Source organism: Streptomyces sp. NPDC088910, from assembly GCF_044749865.1.
Classification (GTDB): Bacteria; Actinomycetota; Actinomycetes; order Streptomycetales; family Streptomycetaceae; genus Actinacidiphila.
In genome coordinates this window covers 224,318-245,028 of the sequence record NZ_JBIVIV010000012.1, presented here as the reverse complement: position 1 = coordinate 245,028, position 20,711 = coordinate 224,318, and the positions used below count along the sequence as shown (strand labels likewise).

The 20,711-nt window shown below is 73.5% G+C and carries 17 protein-coding genes; 6 read left to right on the top strand and 11 right to left on the bottom strand.

Annotated features, from left to right (window positions below; genetic code table 11):
- Positions 1–17: 17 nt before the first annotated feature.
- Positions 18–1,160, top strand: coding sequence for an enolase C-terminal domain-like protein (locus tag ACIP4Z_RS26440; protein WP_391048818.1), 1,143 nt, complete (start codon positions 18–20; stop codon positions 1,158–1,160).
- A 64-nt stretch (positions 1,161–1,224) separates the two neighbouring features.
- Here the strand turns inward: ACIP4Z_RS26440 and ACIP4Z_RS26435 are convergent, their stop codons facing one another.
- Positions 1,225–1,623, bottom strand: a complete 399-nt coding sequence (locus ACIP4Z_RS26435; protein ID WP_401312122.1) for a RidA family protein — start codon at positions 1,621–1,623, stop codon at positions 1,225–1,227.
- Positions 1,620–2,753, bottom strand: coding sequence for an acyl-CoA dehydrogenase family protein (locus tag ACIP4Z_RS26430; RefSeq protein WP_401312255.1), 1,134 nt, complete (start codon positions 2,751–2,753; stop codon positions 1,620–1,622). The genes ACIP4Z_RS26435 and ACIP4Z_RS26430 overlap by 4 nt, the downstream gene beginning before the upstream one ends.
- Positions 2,754–2,981: 228 nt before the next feature.
- Here ACIP4Z_RS26430 and ACIP4Z_RS26425 point away from each other — a divergent pair, with 228 nt between their 5' ends.
- Positions 2,982–4,643, top strand: a complete 1,662-nt coding sequence (locus tag ACIP4Z_RS26425; RefSeq protein ID WP_401312119.1) for an AMP-binding protein — start codon at positions 2,982–2,984, stop codon at positions 4,641–4,643.
- Positions 4,644–4,662: 19 nt separating this feature from the next.
- Entirely contained in the window at positions 4,663–5,559 is an 897-nt protein-coding gene (locus ACIP4Z_RS26420; RefSeq protein ID WP_401312116.1) for a PaaX family transcriptional regulator C-terminal domain-containing protein, read from the top strand.
- A gap of 15 nt (positions 5,560–5,574) precedes the next feature.
- On the opposite strand, the gene ACIP4Z_RS26415 is transcribed toward ACIP4Z_RS26420, so the two are convergent.
- Together ACIP4Z_RS26415 and ACIP4Z_RS26410 are read right to left on the bottom strand one after the other, a co-directional pair.
- The gene (locus ACIP4Z_RS26415; RefSeq protein WP_401312113.1) at positions 5,575–8,064 is read right to left on the bottom strand and encodes an FAD-dependent monooxygenase; all 2,490 of its coding nucleotides are present in this window, start codon (positions 8,062–8,064) and stop codon (positions 5,575–5,577) included.
- A gap of 2 nt (positions 8,065–8,066) precedes the next feature.
- Positions 8,067–8,894, bottom strand: coding sequence for an enoyl-CoA hydratase family protein (locus tag ACIP4Z_RS26410; protein WP_401312110.1), 828 nt, complete (start codon positions 8,892–8,894; stop codon positions 8,067–8,069).
- Positions 8,895–9,150: 256 nt separating this feature from the next.
- On the opposite strand from ACIP4Z_RS26410, the gene ACIP4Z_RS26405 reads away from it, so the two are divergent.
- Positions 9,151–9,600, top strand: a complete 450-nt coding sequence (locus ACIP4Z_RS26405) for an ATP-binding protein (RefSeq protein ID WP_355338580.1) — start codon at positions 9,151–9,153, stop codon at positions 9,598–9,600.
- 47 nt (positions 9,601–9,647) lie between these two features.
- On the opposite strand, the gene argF is transcribed toward ACIP4Z_RS26405, so the two are convergent.
- Both argF and ACIP4Z_RS26395 read right to left on the bottom strand, forming a co-directional pair.
- Entirely contained in the window at positions 9,648–10,646 is a 999-nt protein-coding gene (argF, locus tag ACIP4Z_RS26400) for an ornithine carbamoyltransferase (protein ID WP_355338577.1), read from the bottom strand.
- A gap of 174 nt (positions 10,647–10,820) precedes the next feature.
- Positions 10,821–12,044 carry an arginine deiminase gene (locus tag ACIP4Z_RS26395; RefSeq protein ID WP_355338574.1) on the bottom strand — a complete coding sequence of 408 codons (1,224 nt, stop codon included), beginning with the start codon at positions 12,042–12,044 and terminating at the stop codon, positions 10,821–10,823.
- Between the two features lie 178 nt (positions 12,045–12,222).
- Between ACIP4Z_RS26395 and ACIP4Z_RS26390 the strand changes: the two genes are divergently transcribed.
- Together ACIP4Z_RS26390 and ACIP4Z_RS26385 are read left to right on the top strand one after the other, a co-directional pair.
- Complete coding sequence (locus ACIP4Z_RS26390; RefSeq protein ID WP_401312105.1) at positions 12,223–13,257, top strand: SPFH domain-containing protein; 1,035 nt, start codon at positions 12,223–12,225, stop codon at positions 13,255–13,257.
- On the top strand, positions 13,254–14,150 hold the full coding sequence (locus ACIP4Z_RS26385) for a hypothetical protein (RefSeq protein WP_355338568.1): 897 nt from the start codon (positions 13,254–13,256) through the stop codon (positions 14,148–14,150). Before ACIP4Z_RS26390 ends, ACIP4Z_RS26385 begins: the two co-directional genes overlap by 4 nt.
- A 92-nt stretch (positions 14,151–14,242) precedes the next feature.
- Here the strand turns inward: ACIP4Z_RS26385 and ACIP4Z_RS26380 are convergent, their stop codons facing one another.
- Genes ACIP4Z_RS26380 through ACIP4Z_RS26360 form a run of 5 tightly spaced genes read right to left on the bottom strand, consistent with a single transcriptional unit; the run spans position 14,243 to position 20,669 of the window.
- Positions 14,243–16,786: a polynucleotide kinase-phosphatase gene (locus tag ACIP4Z_RS26380; RefSeq protein ID WP_401312102.1), complete on the bottom strand. Its 2,544-nt coding sequence runs from the start codon at positions 16,784–16,786 to the stop codon at positions 14,243–14,245.
- Positions 16,783–18,339 carry a 3' terminal RNA ribose 2'-O-methyltransferase Hen1 gene (locus ACIP4Z_RS26375; protein WP_401312100.1) on the bottom strand — a complete coding sequence of 519 codons (1,557 nt, stop codon included), beginning with the start codon at positions 18,337–18,339 and terminating at the stop codon, positions 16,783–16,785. The genes ACIP4Z_RS26380 and ACIP4Z_RS26375 overlap by 4 nt, the downstream gene beginning before the upstream one ends.
- 52 nt (positions 18,340–18,391) lie before the next feature.
- Positions 18,392–19,300 (bottom strand): homocysteine S-methyltransferase, encoded by a 909-nt coding sequence (gene mmuM / locus ACIP4Z_RS26370; RefSeq protein WP_401312097.1) that lies wholly within the window; start codon positions 19,298–19,300, stop codon positions 18,392–18,394.
- Positions 19,301–19,307: 7 nt separating this feature from the next.
- A complete protein-coding gene (locus ACIP4Z_RS26365) occupies positions 19,308–20,231 on the bottom strand; it encodes a TIGR03560 family F420-dependent LLM class oxidoreductase (RefSeq protein ID WP_391048848.1) in 924 nt (307 codons plus the stop codon).
- A gap of 33 nt (positions 20,232–20,264) precedes the next feature.
- Positions 20,265–20,669, bottom strand: coding sequence for a DUF6099 family protein (locus ACIP4Z_RS26360; RefSeq protein ID WP_401312094.1), 405 nt, complete (start codon positions 20,667–20,669; stop codon positions 20,265–20,267).
- Between the last annotated feature and the right edge of the window lie 42 nt (positions 20,670–20,711).

Below are 20,711 nucleotides of genomic sequence, written 5' to 3'. Positions count from 1 at the left end.
TCGGGAGGATTTCCGTGGTGTCGATACCGCCCGCCGGTGACCGGATCCGGTCGGTCAGATTGTCGTCCGTCTATCTGCCGCTGGCGGTGCCGGTGAGCGACGCCAAGGTGCTGACGGGGGTGCAGAAGGCGATGACGGAGGTCGCGCTGCTCTTCGCGGAGATCGGGACGGAGGACGGGCACGAGGGGATCGGGTTCGGTTACTCCAAGCGGGCCGGCGGTCCGGGGCAGTTCGCGCACGCGCGGGAGGTGGCCGGGGAGTTGGTGGGCGAGGACCCCAACGACATCGGGCGGCTGTGGGGGAAGCTGGTGTGGGCGGGCGCCTCGGTGGGCCGAAGTGGCCTGGCCACGCAGGCGATCGCCGCGTTCGACATCGCGCTGTGGGATCTGAAGGCGAAGCGGGCGGGCCTGCCGCTGGCCAAACTGCTGGGCGCGCACCGGGATTCGGTGCGGTGCTACAACACCTCCGGCGGCTTTCTGCACACGCCCGTCGAGCAGGTGATGGAGAACGCGACGGCCTCGCTGGAGCGCGGGATCGGCGGCGTCAAGATCAAGGTGGGGCAGCCGGACAGCGCAGAGGACCTCAAGCGGCTCGCAGCGGTACGGGCCCATCTCGGCGACGGCGTACCGCTGATGGTGGACGCCAACCAGCAGTGGGACCGGCCGACGGCGGCGCGGCTGGGGCGGGCGCTGGAGTCGTTCGGGCTCACCTGGATCGAGGAGCCGCTGGACGCGTACGACGCGGAGGGGCACGCCGCGCTGGCCGCCGCGCTGGACACGCCGATCGCCACCGGGGAGATGCTGGCCAGTGTCGCGGAGCACGTGGCGCTGATCGACGCGCGGGCCTGCGACATCATCCAGCCGGACGCGCCGCGCGTCGGCGGGATCACCCAGTTCCTCAAGCTGGCCGCGCTGGCCGACCACCACCGGCTGCAACTCGCCCCGCACTTCGCCATGGAGATCCATCTCCACCTGGCCGCCGCCTACCCGCACGAGCCGTGGGTCGAGCACTTCGAGTGGCTCGAACCGCTGTTCAACGAGCGGCTGGAGATCCGGGACGGCCGTATGCACCTGTCCGACCGCCCCGGCCTCGGCTTCACCCTCACCGACCGGGCCCGCGCGTGGACGCGCGAGAGCTATCGGACCGGCGTGGACGCGTAGTGCCGCCAAGTCCGCAGCCCAGGAGGGGCGTTACGCGCGGAAGGGGGTTACGCGAGGAAGGGCGTTACGGCAGCACCGCGATGCCGTCCAGTTCCACCAGGGCCTGTTCGTCCCAGAGTCCGACCACCCCGATCACCGCCATCGCCGGATAGTCCCGGCCCGCCGACTCCCGCCAGATCCGGCCCAGTTCAGCGGCGCACGCGCGATACGCGGCGACGTCGGTGGTGTGCACGGTGAGCCGGGCGAGATCGGCCGGGGTGCCGCCCGCCGCGCGCAGGGCGGTCAGCAGATTGGCGAGGGCGCGCTCGAACTGGGCGGGCAGGCCGTCGCCGACGACCGCGCCGGAGGAGTCCAGCGCGGTCTGGCCCGCGAGCATCACCAGGCTGCGGCCGGTGGCGGTGACGGCGTGTGAGAAGCCGGTGGGCGGCGAGAGTTCGGCGGGGTTGATACGGCGCAGGCTCATCGGTACAACTCCCTGGCGATGATGGTCCGTTGGACCTCGGTGGCACCCTCGTAGATCCGCGGGGCGCGCACCTCGCGGTAGAGGTGTTCGAGCAGGTGGCCGCGGCGCAGTGCGCGGGCGCCGTGGATCTGGAGTGCGGCGTCGACCACGTACTGCGCGGTCTCGGTGGCGTAGAGCTTGGCCATCGCCGCGCGGACGGTCAGGTCGGCGGCGCCGGTGTCGTACGCGGTGGCCGCCGCGTGGACCAGCAGCCGGGCGGCCTCGGTGCGGGTGGCCATCTCGGCGAGCGGGTGCGCGACGGCCTGGAGGTCCTTCAACGGGCCGCCGAACGCGGTGCGTTCACCCGCGTGCGCGACGGCCGCGTCGAGTGCGGCCTGCGCCATGCCGACCGCGAAGGCGCCGACGCTGGGCCGGAAGAGGTCGAGGGTGGCCATGGCGGTACGAAAGCCGTGGTCGGGCACGCCGAGGAGGTCGTCGGCGCCGACCGGGACGCCGTCGAAGACCAGCCGTCCGATGGGGTGCGGCGAGAGCATGTCGAGGTGTTCGCCGGTCAGGCCGGGGCGGTCGGCGGGGACGGCGAAGGCGGTGACACCGCGCGCGCCGCTGCCGCCGGGGCCCGGCCCGGGGGCAGTCCGGGCGAAGACGGTGAGGATGTCGGCCTCGGGCGCGTTGGAGATCCAGCACTTCTCGCCGGTCAGCCGCCAGCGGCCCGCGCCGTCCGGCTCGGCGGCCAGGGACAGCGCCGCCGCGTCGGAGCCCGCGCCCGGCTCGGTGAGCGCGAAGGCGGCGACGGCCCGGCCCGAGGTCACCTCGGGCAGCCAGCGCGCGGCGACGGCGGGCGCGGTGAGCAGCGGGTGGGCGCCCAGGCCCTGGAGGGCGAGGGCGGTCTCGGCCTCGGTGCACTCGCGCGCCAGCGATTCCCGCAGTACACAGAGATCGAGGGCGGAGACCGGGGCGCCGTCTCCCGGCAGGACGCGGGCCAGGAGTCCGAGGGCGCCGAGTTCGGCCAGCAGCGGCCGGTTGACGCGGCCCGGCTCACCCGCCTCGGCCAGCGGTTTCAGGCGTTCCGCCGCGAGCGCCCTGATCCGGTCCGCCCAGGCCGCCCGTGCCGGGTCGAGGGTGAACGCCACACGGGCGCCGCCGCCCCCACCGATGCCACCGCCACCGGTGCCACCGCCTCCACCGGCGCGGCCCACGGCTCCTTCCCCGGCCGCCGGACCGTCGGAATCCGCACCGCGGGAAACCCCGTCCTCCATCGCCCCGCCTCCCAGCTTTATCGCGTCCTGTTGACTGCCGTCATCAACACGTTACGCTGAAATCGTCCGCTGGATGCTTACTCGTCGAGGGGCACTGTCGCCATGGACCTGCTGCCGTCAGCCCATGTGGACACCTTCGCGCGCGATCACCTTCCGCCGTCCGACCAGTGGCCGCGCCTCGACGGCCTGGACGGCGACGCCGGCGACGACCGCGACGACCGCGACGCCCTCGGTGAAGGCCCCGGAGCCGACGGCGGTCTCCGCTACCCCGATCGGCTCAACTGCGCCGCCGAACTCCTCGCCACCGGACGCCCCGACGCCCCCTGCCTCCGGCTGCCCGACGGCTCGGAGTGGACGTACGCCGAGCTGCGCGCGACGACCGCCAGGATCGCGCACGTCCTCACCGACGAGCTGGGCGTCGTCCCCGGCAACCGCGTGCTGCTGCGCGGCCCGACCACCCCCTGGCTGGTCGCCTGCTGGCTCGCCGTGCTGGAGGCGGGCGCGGTGGCCGTCACCGTCCTGGCCGCGCAGCGCGCGCACGAGCTGGCGGAGGTGGGCCGGATCGCCCGCGTCTCGCACGCGCTGTGCGACGCCGCGTATCTGGAGGAGCTGACGGCGGCGCGCGTGCCGGGGCTGCGGATCACCCCGTACGGCGGTACCGGCGACGACGATCTGCTGCGGCTGGCCGAGGGGCGCGCCGACACGTACGAGGCGGTGCCGACCTCGGCGGACGACGTGGCGCTGATCGCCTTCACCTCCGGCACGACCGGGCACCCCAAGGGCTGCATGCACTTCCACCGCGATGTGCTGGCCATAGCGGACACCTTCTCCGCGCGGGTGCTGCGCCCGGTGCCCGAGGACGTCTTCACCGGCAGCCCGCCGCTGGGCTTCACCTTCGGACTCGGCGGCCTGGTGGTCTTCCCGCTGCGCGCGGGCGCGTCCTCGCTGCTGCTGGAGCGGGCCGGACCGGAGGAGCTGCTGGCGGCGGTCGAGAAGCACCGGGTCAGCGTGCTGTTCACCGCGCCGACCGCGTACCGCGCGATGCTCGGCGACCTGCCGTCGTACGACGTCTCGTCGCTGCGGCGCTGCGTGTCCGCGGGGGAGAATCTGCCCGCCGCGACCTGGATGGGCTGGCACGAGCGGACCGGCTTGCGGCTGATCAACGGGATCGGGGCGACGGAGCTGCTGCACATCTTCATCTCCGCCGCCGACGACGCGGCCCGGCCCGGCGCGACCGGGCTGCCGGTACCCGGGTACACCGCGCGGATCGTGGACGAGCGCCTGCGGCCGGTGCCGGACGGCGAGCCGGGGCTGCTGGCCGTGCGCGGGCCGACCGGCTGCCGGTATCTGGCCGACGAACGCCAGACGGAGTACGTACGCGACGGCTGGAATCTGACCGGCGACACCTACGTCCGGGACGCCGACGGCTACTTCCGCTACGTGGCGCGCGCCGATGACATGATCATCTCGGCCGGGTACAACATCGCGGGGCCCGAGGTCGAGGAGGCGCTGCTGCGGCACCCGGACGTGCGGGAGGCGGCGGTGATCGGGGTGCCGGACGAGGAGCGCGGGCAGATCGTCCGGGCGTTCGTCGTCCTGCACGAGGGCGTGGACGGCGGGGACCGGGCGGCGGGCGCGCTGCGGGACTTCGCCAAGAGTGTGATCGTGCCGTACAAGGCGCCGCGCGAGATCCGTTTCGTGCCCGCGCTCCCCCGTACGCCCACCGGCAAGCTCCAGCGCTTCCGGCTGCGCGACCTGGACTGAGACGCCCTAGGGTGATCATGTGACCGAGCAGCACACACCGAGTTCCCTGATCCTCACCTTCTACGGCGCCTACGGGCGCGCGGAGTTGGCGGGACGGGTGCCGGTGGCCGCGCTCATCCGGCTGATGGGGGCGGTGGGCGTGGACCCGCCGTCGGTCCGGTCCGCGGTCTCCCGGCTCAAGCGGCGCGGCCTCCTCGTGCCCGACCGGGTCGGCGGGGCCGCCGCGTACGCGCTGTCCGACGACGCGCGGCTGCTGCTCGCGGACGGCGACGGGCGGATCTACGGGGTCGGCGCCGCGCCCGATCCCGACCCGGAGGACTGGCTGCTCGCCGTCTTCTCGGTGCCGGAGTCCGAGCGGCACAAGCGGCATCTGCTGCGGTCCCGGCTGGCCGGTCTCGGCTTCGGTACGGCCGCGCCCGGTGTGTGGGTGGCGCCCGGCGCGCTGCACGAGGAGACCCGGCACGTGCTGCGGCGGCTCGAACTGGCCCCGTACGTCGACCTGTTCCGCGGCGCGCACCTCGGTTTCACCGCGACCGAGGAGGCGGTACGGCGCTGGTGGGATCTGGACGCGCTGGCCGCGCTGCACCACACCTTCCTGGCGGCGCACGAGCCGGTGCTGGGGAGGTGGTCGGCCGAGTCCGGGGCCGAGGCCGAGTCCGAGGTCGGGGCTGAGTCCGGGGCCGGGGCTGAGTCCGAGGTCGGGGCCGAGTCCGGGGCCGGTGAGCCCTCGCCCGAGCGGGCCTTCGGGGACTATCTGCGCGCGCTCGACACCTGGCGCCGCCTGCCGTACGCCGACCCCGGCCTGCCCCCGGCGCTGCTGCCCGCGGACTGGCCGGGCATCCGCTCGGCGGCGGTGTTCACGGCCCTGCATGTGCTGCTGCGCGACCAGGGGGCGCGCTTCGTGGCGGACCAGTAGCCCGGCCCCTTGCGCTCAGGAGTCCAGCGCCAGGCGGGGTTTCGGCGCGTCCGTACGGCCGGTGGGCGGCGGGCGGCGGCCCGCGAGGTACGGGGTGGGCCAGGGCGCGCCGGGGCCCTCGTAGGACTGGTCGGCGGCGGCGTGCAGTGTCCAGTGCGGGTCGTACAGGTGCGGGCGGGCCAGCGCGCAGAGGTCGGCGCGGCCCGCGAGCAGCAGGGAATTGACGTCGTCCCAGGAGGAGATGGCGCCGACCGCGATCACCGGCAGGCCCGTCTCGTTACGGATCCGGTCGGCGTACGGCGTCTGGTAGGAGCGTCCGAAGGCGGGCCGCTCGTCGGCGACGACCTGGCCGGTGGAGACGTCCACGGCGTCGGCGCCGTGCTCGGCCAGCGCGCGGGCGACGGTGACGGCGTCGTCTCCCGTGGCGCCGCCCGGCGCCCAGTCGGTGGCGGAGATCCGTACCGTCAGCGGCCGGTCGGACGGCCACGACTCCCGTACCGCGTCCAGGACTTCGAGCGGGAAGCGGAGCCGCCCCGCGAGGTCGCCGCCGTAGCGGTCGGTGCGGTGATTGGTCAGCGGGGACAGGAAGGAGGAGAGCAAGTAGCCGTGGGCGCAGTGCAGTTCGAGCAGGTCGAAACCGGCGCGGGCGCCGCGCTCGGCCGCCGCCGCGAACTGGTCGCGGATCTGTGCGAGTTCGTCCGCGCGCAGGGCGTGCGGCACCTGGTTGACGCCTTCGCGGTACGGCAGCGGCGAGGGGGCGACCAGCGGCCAGTTGCCGTCGGGGAGCGGCTGGTCGATGCCGTCCCACATGAGGCGGGTGGAGCCTTTGCGGCCGCTGTGGCCGAGCTGGAGGCCGATGGCGGTGCCGGTTCCGCCGACGCCGGTCCCACCAGCGCCGGTTCCGTCCGGGCCGGTTCCGTCCGGGCCGCTCGCACCCGCGCCGGTCCCGCCCGCGCCGCCCTGCTGGTGGACGAAGTCGGTGATCCGCCGCCAGGCGGCTTCCTGTTGGCCGTTCCACAGGCCGGTGCAGCCGGGGGTGATCCGGCCGCGCGGGCTGACGCAGACCATCTCGGTCATCACCAGACCGGCCCCGCCGAGGGCCCGCGCGCCCAGGTGGACGAGGTGGAAGTCGCCGGGCACACCGTCCCGCGCCACGTACATGTCCATCGGTGACACGACGACGCGGTTGCGCAGCGTCAGGCCGCGCAGCCGGAAGGGGGTGAACATCGGCGGTGTGCCGGGCGGCGCCCCGAAGCCGCGCTCGACGCGGTCGGTGAACTCCCGGTCGCGCAGCCGCAGATTGCCGTGCGTGACGCGGCGGCTGCGGGTCAGCAGATTGAACGCGAACTGTGTCGGCGGCTGGTCCACGTAGCTGCCGAGCCGTTCGAACCACTCCAGGCTGGCCAGCGCCGCCCGCTGCGTGCTCTCCACCACCGGCCGCCGCTCGCTCTCGTAGGCGGCCAACGCCGTTTCGGTGTCGGGCTGTTCGCGCAGGGAAGCGGCGAGCGCCAGCGCGTCCTCCATGGCGAGCTTGGTGCCGGAGCCGATGGAGAAGTGCGCGGTGTGGGCGGCGTCGCCGAGCAGGACCGTACGGCCGTGCCGCCAGCGCTCGTTGACCACGGTGGTGAAGGGCTGCCAGCGGGAGCGGTTGGCGTGCAGGGCGCGGCCGTCCAGGAGGCGGGCGAAGAGCTTTTCGCAGGCGGCGATGGTGGCGGCGGTGGCGGCTTCCATATCGGACCCGTTCGCTGCGCCCTCCGCGCCGACGGCGCCGACGGCACCCTCAGCGCCCTCAGCGGCTTCGGCGGTCTCGGCGGCCTCGCGGTCGAAGCCCGCGCGCCGCCAGACGTCCTCGGTCATCTCGACGACGAAGGTGCTGGCGCCCGGCCGGTACGGGTAGGCGTGGGCCTGCATCACGCCGTGCGGGGTCTCCAGGATCTCGAAGCGGAAGGCGTCGAGCGGGAGGTCGGCGGAGAGCCAGATGTAGCGGCAGCCGTGGGTGGTCAGGCGGGGGCGGAAGACGTCGGCGTGCGCGGCGCGGGTGGCGCTGTGGGCGCCGTCGGCGGCCACCACGAGGTCGTGGTCGAGGGCGAGCCGGTCGGCGGAGGGGGCCGGGGTGCGGACGCGGACGTCCACGCCGAGGTCGCGGCAGCGCTCGTACAGCAGCGCGAGCAGCCGGCGCCGGTCGAGGGCCGCGAAACCGTGGCCGCCGGAGCGGGTGAGGCGGTCGCGGTGCCGGATGTCGATCGCTTCCCAGCGGATGAACTCCTCGCGCATGGCGGCGTAGACGGCCGGGTCGGCGTTCTCGATGCCGCCCACGGTCTCGTCGGAGAAGACGACGCCGAAGCCGAAGGTGTCCTCGGGCGCGCCGCGTTCCCACACCGTGACCGTGCGGTCCGGGTCGAGGCGCTTGAGGAGCGCGGCGGCGTAGAGGCCGCCGGGGCCGCCGCCGATGACGGCGACGCGCTCGGGACGGCGGGCGCCCGCGGTCCGGTGACCGCCCGGCATCGCTAGTGGCCTTCCCACGTCGGCTCGCGCTTCGCGGTGAAGGCGGCGTGGAATTCGGCGTAGTCGCCGCTGGTCATGAGCAACGCCTGGGCCGCGGCGTCCATTTCGACGGCGGCGCCCAGCGGCATGTCCAACTCGGCGGTGAGCAGCGCCTTGGTCTGCTGGTGGGCCAGCGCCGGGCCCGCCGCCAGCCTGCGGGCGAGCGCGGCGGCGGTCTCGTCGGCACCGCCCTCCGGCGCCGGCTGGCTGACCAGGCCGATCCGCTCCGCCTCCGCCGCGTCGACGCTGTCGCCGAGCATCAGCAGCCGGGTGGCGTGGCCGAGCCCGACGAGCCGGGGCAGCAGATACGCGGCGCCCATGTCGGCGCCCGACAGGCCGACGCGGGTGAACAGGAAGGCGAAGCGCGCGGAGGGCTCCACGATCCGGAAGTCGGCGGCGAGGGCGAGCACCGCGCCCGCGCCCGCGGCGACGCCGTGCACGGCGGCGATCACCGGGAAGGGCGCCTCGCGGATCGCCCGGACGACCTGTCCGGTCATCCGGTTGAACTCCAGCAGCTCGCCGGTGCCCATGGCCAGGGTGGCGCCGATGATCTCGTCCACGTCGCCGCCCGAGCAGAAACCGCGGCCCGCGCCGCCGAGGACCAGGGCGCGGGTCCCGCCCTCCCTGGCCAGCTCGGCCAGCAGGTCGCGCAGGTCGGCGTAGGCGCCGAAGGTCAGTGCGTTGAGCCGCTCGGGCCGGTCGAAGGTGACGGTGACGACGCCCTCGGCCCGGTCGACGCGCAGATGGCGCCAGTGGCCGGTGGGGCTCGCGGAGCTGGGATACGGACTCATGCGCGGCCTCCTCGTCCCGACGTTATCACCTGTTTGTGACTGTCGTCAGGAGGGCGAGACAAGGAGGAGGCGGGGCGCGAACACGGGCGGAACGAGAGCGGCGCGCGCGCCGGGTACGGGTAGCAGGTCCGTCCGCTCGCGGGCCTTTGGTCCCTACGACCTCCTTCCGGACGCCTCTGCTGACCGTATTGTCCGATTCCTAAGGTGGAGGACATCGGGGTGAGCGAGCCCCCGCCCCGTCCGGATCGGAGTAGCGATGACCAGCCCCACCCGCACCGCAGGCGAGTTCCCCGACCGGCCGACGGTCTGGCGGATCGACCTGCCGCACTCCCCCGCCGCCGTCCCGCTGGCGCGCGCCATGGTCCGTACCGTCCTGGTCGAACTCGGTCAGGACACCGGCCCCGACACCGACACCGCGGAGCTCCTCACCGCCGAGGTCGTGGCCAACGCCGTGGAGCACACCCCGCCGGGAGCGATCGAGCTGTTCGTGGAGCTGCTTCCGCACGGCTTCCAGGTCGAGGTCCACGACCAGGGCCTGGACTTCCCCGTCGGCCTCAATCTCCTGATCCCCGCCCAGCCCGACCCCCCGTGCCACGACGAGCTGGCCGAGCACGGCCGCGGCCTGATCCTGATCCGCGCGCTGAGCGCCGACTCCGGCTGCCGGCTGACCGGCACCGGCAAGGCCGTCTGGTTCACCCTGCACTGACCACCAGGGCGGCCGGGCCTGGCCTCAGGACCGGGGCGGCACCGGGCTCAGGCCAGCGTCGCCACCAGGACCGCCTTGATGGTGTGCATACGGTTCTCCGCCTGGTCGAAGACGACCGACCGGTCGGATTCGAAGACCTCGTCGGTGACCTCCAGCGAGGTCAGCCCGGTGCGCTGGTGGATCTCGCGGCCGATCGCGGTGCCCAGGTCGTGGTACGCGGGCAGGCAGTGCATGAAGCGCACGTCCGGGTTGCCGGTGGCGGCGAGGACGTCGGCGGTGACGGCGTACGGCGCGAGCAGCGCGATCCGCTCGTCCCAGACCTCCTTCGGCTCGCCCATCGACACCCACACGTCGGTGTGGACGAAGTCGGCGCCGCGCACGGCCTCGGTGACGTCCTCGGTGAGGGTGAGGCGGGCGCCGGAGACCTCGGCGAGGCGGCGGGCCTCGGCGACCACGGACTCCCGCGGCCACAGGGTGGCGGGCGCGGCGACACGTACGTCCATGCCCAGCAGCGCGCCCGTGATCAGCAGCGAATTGCCCATGTTGGAGCGGGCGTCGCCGAGGTAGGCGTATGCGATGCCGGTGAGCGGCTTCGCGCTGTGCTCGGTCATGGTGAGGACGTCGGCGAGCATCTGGGTGGGGTGCCAGTCGTCGGTGAGGCCGTTCCACACGGGGACGCCCGCGTGGGCGGCCAGCTCCTCGACGACGTCCTGGCCGCTGCCCCGGTACTCGATGCCGTCGAACATCCGGCCCAGCACGCGGGCGGTGTCCTTGACCGACTCCTTGTGTCCGATCTGCGAGCCGGACGGGTCGAGATAGGTGGTGGACGCGCCCTGGTCGGCGGCGGCGACCTCGAAGGAGCACCGGGTACGGGTGGAGGTCTTCTCGAAGACCAGCGCGATGTTACGGCCGCGCAGCCGCTGCTCCTCCGTGCCCGCCTTCTTCGCCGCCTTCAGCTCCGCGGCCAGCTCCACCAGGTGGCGAAACTCCTCGGGCGTGAAGTCCAGCTCCTTGAGGAAGTGGCGGCCCTTGAGGTCGACGGCCATGCGGAGACTCCTAGGTCGGGGTGCGGGACGAACAAGACTGGAAGTCTATACGTAGATCGGCATTCTTATACAGACCCCTCCCGCGCCGCACACGCGCCCCGCCGAGATCAGGCGTTCAGACCCCGCCCGCCCCCGACCAGGCGTTCGGGCCGCCCCTCAGCTCCGGTCGGGCGTTCAGACCGCGTCCCGCTCGATCGGGCAGCTCATGCAGCGCGGGCCGCCCCTGCCCCGGCCCAGCTCGCTGCCCGGGATCTCGATCACCTCGACGCCGCGCTTGCGCAGAAACGTGTTGGTGGTCGCGTTGCGCTCGTAGGCGACGACCACGCCCGGCTCCACGGCCAGGACGTTGCAGCCGTCGTCCCACTGCTCGCGCTCGGCGGCGTGCACGTCCTGCGTCGCGGTGAGCACGTCGATGGAGTCCAGGCCGAGGGCCGCCGCGATGGCCCGGTGCATGTGCTCGGGCGAGTGGTCGGTGACCTTGAGGTCGCCCGCGCCCGAGCCCGGCTCGATGGTGTACGAGGGCAGCATCCCCAGCCCCGCGTACTGCGTGAACGTGTCGCCGTCGACCATCGTCATCACCGTGTCGAGGTGCATGAAGGCCCGCCGCTTCGGCATGTCCAGGGCCACGATGGTCTGCGCGGAGCCGGCCTCGAACAGCCCCTGCGCCAGCATCTCCACGGCCTGCGGGGTGGTGCGCTCGCTCATCCCGATCAGCACGGCGCCGCTGCCGATGACCAGGACGTCGCCGCCCTCGATGGTGGACGGGTAGTCGGCCTGCCCCTCGGACCAGACGTGGAAGCCGCCGCCGGAGAACAGCGGATGGTGCCGGTAGATCGCCTCGAAGTGCACCGTCTCGCGCTGCCGGGCGGGCCACCGCATGGCGTTGATGCTGACGCCGTCGTAGACCCAGGCCGAGGTGTCGCGGGTGAAGATGTGGTTGGGCAGCGGGGCGAGCAGGAAGTCGTCCAGGTCCATGGCGTGGAAGCGGACGGAGACGGGTTCGGCGAAGCGCTCCAGGAATTCGCGCTTGGTCATGCCGCCGATCAGCGCCTCGGTCAGTTCCACGACGCCCAACCGGTCGAACGCCTCCCGCAGATGGGGCGTGGCCAGCGGTCCGTACTCCTTGGCGTCGAAGACCCGGTCGAGGACCAGCTTCTTGGCCTCGGGCACCAGCATCGACTCGCGCAGCAGGTCGCCGAAGAGGTGGACCTCGACGCCCCGGTCGCGCAGCACGTCCGCGAAGCCGTCGTGCTCGGCGCGGGCCCTGCGCACCCACAGGACGTCGTCGAAGAGCAGCGCGTCCTTGTTGCTGGGGGTCAGGCGCTTCAGTTCGAGGTCGGGGCGGTGCAGTATGACGCGGCGCAGCCGCCCGGTCTCGGAGTCGACGTGGAATCCCATGCCTCCATCCTGACCACCGCGCCCGCGATTCACGCGCCCCGGCGGCAGGACGCGCCGCGCGCGCCCCGTCAGCCCGCGCCAGCGCACCCCGGCGGGTACGCCGAACTCCCCATCTCGTCCTCTTGACGATAAGAGGATCGCTCGATATCGTCGCACTGACGAGAAGGAGGGGCCCACCATGGCCGACATCACCAGGCGCTTCGGCTGGCGCCATCTGCGTTCGGCGCCCACCGCGCACATCTGCCACCACTCGCGCGGCGCGCTCGTGCACGACGGGCCCGGCCTCAGCTTCTGGTACCGGTCGCTGACCGCGGCCCTGTCCGAAGTGCCGGTCGACGACCGCGAGTTGGCGATGTCCTTCCATGCCAGGACCTCCGACTTCCAGGACGTCAGCGTGCAGTCGACCGTGACGTACCGGATCAGCGCCCCGGCCACCGCAGCCGAGCGCCTGGACTTCTCCATCGACCCCGACACCGGGATCTGGCGCGGCGCCCCGCTGGAACAGCTCGCCACCCTGCTCACCGAGACCGCCCAGCAGCACGCGCTCGACGTCCTGGCCCGTACCGCGCTGGCGTCCGCGCTGGTCGACGGCGTGGCGGCGGTACGGCAGCGGATCGCCGACGGGCTCGCCGCCGAGCCGCGACTGGCCACCACCGGCATCGAGGTCGTCGCCGTACGCGTGGTGGCGATCCGGCCGGAGCCCGAGGTGGAGCGCGCGCTGCGGACGCCCGCCCGCGAGCAGATCCAGCAGGAGGCGGACCGGGCCACGTACGAGCGGCGGGCCGTCGCCGTCGAGCGCGAACGGGCCATCGCCGAGAACGAGTTGGCCAGCCGGATCGAACTGGCCCGGCGCGAGGAGCAGTTGGTCGAGCAGCACGGCACGAACGCGCGCCGCGAGGCGGAGGAGAACGCGGCGGCCGACGCCGTGCGCGCCGAGGCCGAGGCCGCCCGGCTCGTCCGCCTCGCCCGCGCGAAGGCCGAGGCGGCGCGCGAGGCGGGTACGGCGCGCGCCGAGGCACAGGCCGGGTGGCTGCGGGTGCACGGGGACGTGGATCCGGCGACGCTGCACGCGCTGGCGCTCAACCGGGTCGCGGAGAATCTGCCGCGGATCGACAGCCTCACGCTCACCCCCGACATGCTCACCGGCCTGGTGGAACGGCTCGGGCGCCCCGGCGGCGGCGCGGTCCCGGGCTCCGGTGGTGAGCGGCGGTGAGCCTCGCCCCGCGCGCGGTGCTGGTGCACCGGGTCAGCGAGTACGAGGAGTTGCTGGCCCGGCACGGCACCCACGGCCAGGCGGCGTTCTTCCTCTCCTCGCGCGGCCGGAGCATCCAGGAGGTGCGCGAACGCCATCAGCGCGGGCGGGCCGCGCTCGCCGAGGTGGCCGCGGCGGTGCCGTTGCGGTGGCGGCAGGCGCGGGTGGAGCGGGCCGATCTGGACCGCTTCCTCTTCGCGCCGGAGGACGTGGTCGTGGTGATCGGCCAGGACGGGCTGGTCGCCAACGCCGCCAAGTACCTGTCGGGGCAGCCGGTGGTGGGGATCGACACCGATCCCGGCCGTAATCCGGGCGTGCTCGTCCGGCACCGGGCGGGCGACGCGGGCAAGCTGCTCGACTCCGCCGCGCGCGGCGGCCGGGCCGACGAACTGACCATGGTGGAGGCCGTCGCCGACGACACACAGCGGCTGCTGGCGCTCAACGAGATCTACCTCGGACCGCCGGGACATCAGACCGCCCGCTACCGGCTCGGTCCCGACGACGACGCCGCGCCCGCGGAAGCCCAGGCGTCATCGGGCGTTCTGGTGGGTACAGGCACGGGTGCCACGGGTTGGCTGCGGTCGCTGTGGCAGGAACGCGGCAGCGGCCTTCCGCTGCCGGGTCCCGCGGAGCCGCGGCTGCTGTGGTTCGTCCGCGAGGCCTGGCCCTCCCCCGCGACCGGCACTTCGCAGGTCGCGGGCGTGCTGGCCGCGGCCGACCGGCTCCGGCTGACCGTCGAGTCCGACCGTCTGGTCGCCTTCGGCGACGGCATGGAGTCCGACGCGCTGGAGCTGACCTGGGGTCAGACCGTACGCCTCGGCCGGTCGGCGACGGCGCTGCGGCTGCTGGGGTAGGACCGGTTCGGCACACGGGGATCGAGCCCGGTCGGACCGCCCACCGGAGGGGTGTGGGCGGCCCGACCGCTCGACGGGCACGACTCACGGCGTCACAGCCGGGGGTCGACCGGCTCCGACTCCAACGCCAGTACGGCGAAGACCGCCTCGTGGACGCGCCAGAGCGGTTCGCCGGCCGCCAGCCGGTCCAGCGCCTCCAGGCCGAGCGCGTACTCGCGCAGGGCGAGCGAGCGCTTGTGGCCGAGGAAACGGGACCGCAGCCGCTCCAGGTGCTCCGGACGGGTGTACTCGGGACCGTAGATGATCCGCAGATACTCCCGGCCGCGGCACTTGATGCCCGGCTGCACCAGCCGCCCCTTCTCGGTGCGGACCAGCGCGGCGAGCGGCTTGACGACCATGCCTTCGCCGCCCGCGCCGGTCAGTTCGAGCCACCAGCGCACTCCGGCCGCGACCGACTCCTCGTCCGTGGTGTCGACCAGCAGCCGCCCGGTGGTCCTGAGCAGCCCGGTGGGGTCGGCCTCGACCAACCGGTCGATGAGCGCCAACTGCTCGTCGTGCGGGAGCGCGGCGAGGCTGCGGCCCTGGACGGCGAGGAGCTGGAACGGCGCCAGCCGTACGCCGTCGAGCCCGTCGGTGGTCCAGCAGTACCGGCGGTAGGCGTCGGTGAACGCCGCCGCGTCCGACGCCCGTTCGCGCTGTCTGCCCAGCAGGTCCGCGACATCGGTGCCGCGAGCCGCCGCGGCTTCGAGCGCGCTCAGGGCGGCGGGGAAGACCGCGCCGCCCGCGGCGCCGACGGCCGCGTACTGCTTGCGCAGCAGGCCGGACGCCTTCAGCGACCAGGGCAGCAGTTCGGCGTCGAGCAGCAGCCAGTCCGTGGACAGCTCGTCCCACAGTCCGGCCGCCGTGACGGCCGCGCGCAGCCGGGCCAGCACCTCCTCGGTGACGGCCCCGTCGTCGAAGAACGGCCGCCCGGTACGGGTGTGCACCGCGCCGGTCGTGCCCTCGGGCACGTCGAAGCGCCTCCGCGCGGCGGCCTCGTCACGGCAGACCAGGACGACCGCGCGGGAGCCCATGTGCTTCTCCTCGCAGACGACCTGGGCGACACCGCTCTCGCGGTAGTCGGCGAAGGCGTCCGCCGGGTGCTCCAGCCAGCCCTCCTGCCGCGAGGTCGCGCAGGGCGACATCGTCGGCGGCAGGTAGGCGAGCAGGCGCGGGTCGACGGCGAAGCGGCTCATCACCTCAAGGGCCGCCGCCGCGTTCTCCTCGCGGACGGCGAGCCGTCCCATCTGCCCGGTCTCCACGATCCGCCGCCCGGTGACGTCGGCGAGGTCGAGCGGGCGCCCGTCATGGCCACCGGGCGCCTCGACCACGAGCGGCTTGGCCGGCTCGTACCAGACCCGCTCGGCCGGTACGTCCACGATCTCGCGCTCGGGCCAGCGCAGCGCGGTCATCTTGCCGCCGAAGACCGCCCCGGTGTCGAGGCAGATGGTGTTGTTGATCCAGGACGTGTTCGGGACCGGGGTGTGGCCGTAGACCACGGCGGCGCGCCCGCGGTAGTCCTCGGCCCACGGGTAGCGCACGGGCAGGCCGAACTCGTCGGTCTCGCCGGTCGTGTCGCCGTACAGCGCGTGCGAGCGGACCCGGCCCGAGGTGCGGCCGTGGTACTTCTCGGGCAGACCCGCGTGGCAGACCACCAGCTTGCCGCCGTCCAGCACGTAGTGGCTGATCAGACCGTCGATGAAGGCCGCGACCCGCTTGCGGAACTCCGGGTCGCGGGCGTCCTCGCGCTCCAACTGCTCGATGGTCTCGGCCAGTCCGTGGGTCTGCTGCACCTGGCGGCCCTTGAGGTAGCGGCCGAGCTTGTTCTCGTGGTTGCCGGGCACGCACAGCGCGGTGCCGGCCTCGACCATGCCCATGACGCGGCGCAGCACACCGGGGCTGTCCGGGCCGCGGTCGACGAGGTCGCCGACGAAGACGGCGGTGCGCCCCTCGGGGTGCGTGCCGTCGGTGTAGCCCAACTCGGCCAGCAGCGTCTCCAGTTCGGAACTGCACCCGTGGATGTCGCCGATGATGTCGAACGGTCCGGTGAGGTGCGTCAGGTCGTTGTAACGGCGCTCGGTGACGATCTCGGCGGAGTCGATCTCCTCGGTGCCGCGCAGGACGTGCACCTTGCGGAAGCCCTCGCGCTCCAGGCCCCGCAGCGAGCGGCGCAGTTCGCGCTGGTGCCGCTGCACGACGTGGCGCGGCAGCGAGGCCCGGTCGGGGCGCTCGGCGTTGCGCGCGACGCAGACCTGCTCGGGTACGTCGAGGACGACGGCGATCGGCAGCACGTCGTACTCGCGGGCCAGCTTGATCAACTCCCTGCGGCTCTCGGCCTGCACGTTCGTGGCGTCCACGACGGTGCGGCGGCCCGCCGCGAGCCGCTTGCCCGCGATGTAGTGCAGGACGTCGAAGGCGTCGGCGCTGACGCTCTGGTCGTTCTCGTCGTCGCTGACCAGGCCGCGGCAGAAGTCGGAGGAGATGACCTCGGTGGGCTTGAAGTGCCGTGCGGCGAAGGTGGACTTGCCGGAGCCGGTGGCGCCGATCAGGACGACGAGGGACAGGTCGGTGACGGGCAGCGTGCGCGGTGCGGTCATGCCGCCGCCTCCTTGCCGGTGGTCGTGTTCGTGTTCGTGGTCGTGCCGGTGTTGGTGTTCGTGGAAGTGGTCGTGTGACGGGTGTCGGTCGTGGGCGCGGCGATCGTGAAGACCGCCATCTGGGTGGGCGGACCGACCTCGGGGTCGTCGGGGCCGACGGGGGTGAAGGCGACGTCGTAGCCGTGCCGGGCGGCGACCGTCGTCGCCCAGCCGCGGAACTCCTCGCGGCTCCACTCGAAACGGTGGTCGGCGTGCCGGACATGGCCCGCGGGCAGCGACTCCCACCGCACGTTGTACTCGACGTTCGGCGTCGTCACGACCACGGTCCGCGGCCGGGCGGAGCCGAACACCGCGTACTCCAGGGCGGGCAGCCGCGGCAGGTCGAGGTGTTCGACGACCTCGCTGAGCACGGCCGCGTCGTAACCCTTGAGCCGCGCGTCGGTGTACGCCAACGAGCCCTGGAACAGCGTGACCCGCGCCGCCTGCCGTTCGCTCAACCGGTCCAGGCGCAGCCGCCGCGCCGCGCTGCCGAGCGCCCGCACCGATACGTCGACGCCGACGATCTCCGTGTACCGCACGTCCTTCAGCAGCGCGCCCACCAACTGGCCCTGCCCGCAGCCCAGGTCGAGCACGCGCGTGGCCCCGGCGTCGCGCAGCGCCCCGAGGATCGCCTCGCGCCGCTGGACGGCCAGCGGCGTCGGCCGCTCCTGCGCCTCCTCGCCGTCCGGGCCCACGGTGTCCTCGACCGCGTTGTCGATGGCCTCGACCTCGATGTCGTCGGCGTCCGCCAGCCGGGCCAGCTCAAGCCGCTCCATCGCCTGCCGGGTCAGCGCCCAGCGCCGCGCCAGATAGCGGCTGGTGATCAGCTTCTGCTCCGGGTGCTCCTCCAGCCACCCCTCGCCGAACCGCAGCAGCTTGTCCACCTCGTCCGCCGACACCCAGTAGTGCTTGGCGTCGTCGAGCACCGGCAGCAGCACATAGATCTGCCGCAGCGCGTCCGCCAGCCGCAACTCCCCTTCGAGCACCAGCCGTACGTACCGCGAGTCGCCCCACTCGGGAAACCGCGTGTCCAGCGCCACCGGCTCGGCCTCGACCCGCCAGCCCAGCGGCTCGAACAGCCCGGCCACCAGCGCGGGGCCGCCGCGGGCGGGCAGCACCGGCACCTCGATCCGCAGCGGCAGCGGCGCCGCCGCCCGCTCCGGCATCGTGCGGCACTCGCCGCGCAGCGCGCTGGAGAAGACGGTACGCAGCGCCACCGCGAGCAGCGACGAGGCCGCGTAGGGCCGGTCGTTCACATACTGCGCGAGCGCGGAGTCGGGCGCGCCGCCCCGGCCTTTGCCCTTGCCCTTCCCCCGGCGCGCCAGCGCGGGCGGATCGATCTCCAACAGCAGCGCGGCGGTGGTCCGCTCGACCGACGCCTCGGGATAGAAGACGTGCGCGTTGCCGTAGGAGGTGGAGAAGGTCTGCGCCTTCTCCGGGTGCTTGTGCAGCAGAAACCCCAGGTCAGTAGCCGGGGCAGCCGCGGTGCCGGTGGTGGAGATCGTCAGGAACACCTCACCGAGTATTCTCTTCCGGCCGCCCCCCGACCAGGGGATTTTCCCGGCCCTAGCCGCCGCCCAGCACCTTCGACAGGGCGCTGATCCGGGCCGGGCCCACTCGGCAGCAGCCGCCGATCAGGCGGGCGCCCGACCGTTCCCAGGAGGTCACGCGGGCCGGGGAGAAGGTGGCGGCGCCGTCCCAGCGGCGGAGGCCGGCGTCCCAGTGCTCGCCGCTGTTGGGGTAGACGACGACGGGCTTGCCGGTGACCGTCGCCGCCGCCTCCACCGCATGGTCCGCGTCGGCGGGCGCGCAGCAGTTGACGCCCACCGCGATCACCTCGTCGCGGCCCGCGGCCACCGCGAAGGCGTCCGCCAGGGGCTGCCCGGCCCGGGTGCGGTCGCCGTCGACGGTGTAGGAGAGCCAGACCGGCACGCCGGTCCCCTCGGCCGCCCGCAGCATGGCCTCGGCCTCGTCGGTGTCCGGCACCGTCTCCAGGGCCAGGACGTCGGGACCGGCCGCCGCCAGGGTCTCGATCCGCGGCCGGTGGAAGCGCTCCAGCTCCCGCACGCTCAGCCCGTACCGCCCGCGGTACTCGCTGCCGTCCGCGAGCATCGCCCCGTACGGCCCGACCGACGCCGCCACCCGCACGTCGGTCCGGCCCGCGCCCGCCCGCCGGGCCAGCTCCACGCTGCGGGTCAGCAGCGCGGACGCCTCGGCCCGCCCGATGCCGCGCCGGGCGAACCCCTCGTAGGTGGCCTGGTAGCTGGAGGTGATCAGCACCCGGGCGCCCGCCCGCACATAGGCGGTGTGCGCGGCCTCGATCTGCTCCGGGGCGTCGGCGAGCAGCCGGGCGGACCAGAGCGGGTCCGACAGGTCGCAGCCCTGGTCGGCGAGTTGGTTGGACAGCCCGCCGTCCAGGACCAGTGCCCTCCCGGCGGCGGCCGGGAAGAGCGGTGCGGGCGGGGTGGTGGGCATCGCGGCCTCAGCCCACCTGGGTCCTGACCTGGGACGAGATCAGCTCCAGGTGGTCGAGGTCGGACAGGTCGAGAATCTGGAGGTAGAAGCGGGTGGAGCCCTGTTCCGCGAACTGCCCGATCCGGTCGACGACCTCGGCGGGCGTGCCCGCCAGCCCGTTCGCCTTCAGTTCGTCCACCTCCCGGCCGATCGCGGCGGCCCGGCGGGCCACCTCGGCGTCGTCCTTGCCGACACAGGCCACCAGGGCGTTGGAGTACACCAGGTCGTCGGGGCCGCGCCCGGCCGCCTCCGCCGCCGCGCGCACCCGGCCGATCTGGAGCCCGCTGTCCTCGACCGAGGCGAACGGGATGTTGAACTCGGTCGCGTAGCGCGCCGCCAGTTCCGGTGTCCGCTTGGCGCCCATGCCGCCGATCAGCACCGGGACCTTCGCCTGCGCGGGCTTGGGCAGCGCGGGCGAGTCCTTGAGCTGGTAGAACGTCCCGTCGTAGTCGAAGGTCTTGCCGACCGGGGTCTCCCACAGGCCGGTGACGATGGCCAGTTGCTCCTCAAGGCGGGCGAACTTCTCCTTCGGGAAGGGGATGCCGTACGCCGTGTGCTCCTCCTCGAACCAGCCCGCGCCGAGGCCGAACTCGACCCGTCCGCCCGACATCCGGTCGACCTGGGCGACCTGGATCGCCAGCACACCGGGGAGCCGGAAGGTGCCGGCCGTCATCAGGGTGCCGAGCCTGATCCGGCTGGTCTCGCGGGCGAGTCCGGCCAGGGTGATCCACGCGTCCGTGGGTCCCGGCAGTCCGGTCCCGTCGCCCATCTTCAGGTAATGGTCGGAGCGGAAGAAGGCGTCGAATTCCAGGTCTTCGGTCGCCTTCGCGACGGTGAGCAGGGTGTCGTACTCGGCACCTTGCTGGGGCTCGGTGAAGATTCGCAGATCCATTCCTCCATCCTGCCCCCATCACGGCGATCTCCGTCAACGGTCCACCTCCCGGGTCAGCGCGCGCACGCGGTCCTTGGCCTCGTCCACCGCGTCCAGCGCTTCGATGCAGTTCCAGTACGCCGCCTCGTCCTCCGCCGTGCAGGTGATGGCGACCAGCGACAGGCCGATCTCGCCGAGCAGCGTGCGCAGGGCCCCCAGCGTGCCGTGCGGGTCGCGCACCCCGGTCAGCCGTGCGGCCCGCGGCGGGTCGCCGCCTGACGCGCCCACCACCGGTCCCGGCCCGGCGCGGACCACCGGCCGCTCGTGATCGGCGGTGAGCAGCCGTCCCACGGCCTCGGTCAGCTCGAACGCCTGCCATGCCTCCGCGATGACGTCGTCCGGCTGCGGCGACCGGCTCATCACGCGCTCCGCCTGGGCCACCAGTCGCGCTGCGTCCATGTCCCGCACCCCCTCTGTCCTGCGGCGATCCCTTCGCCGTTA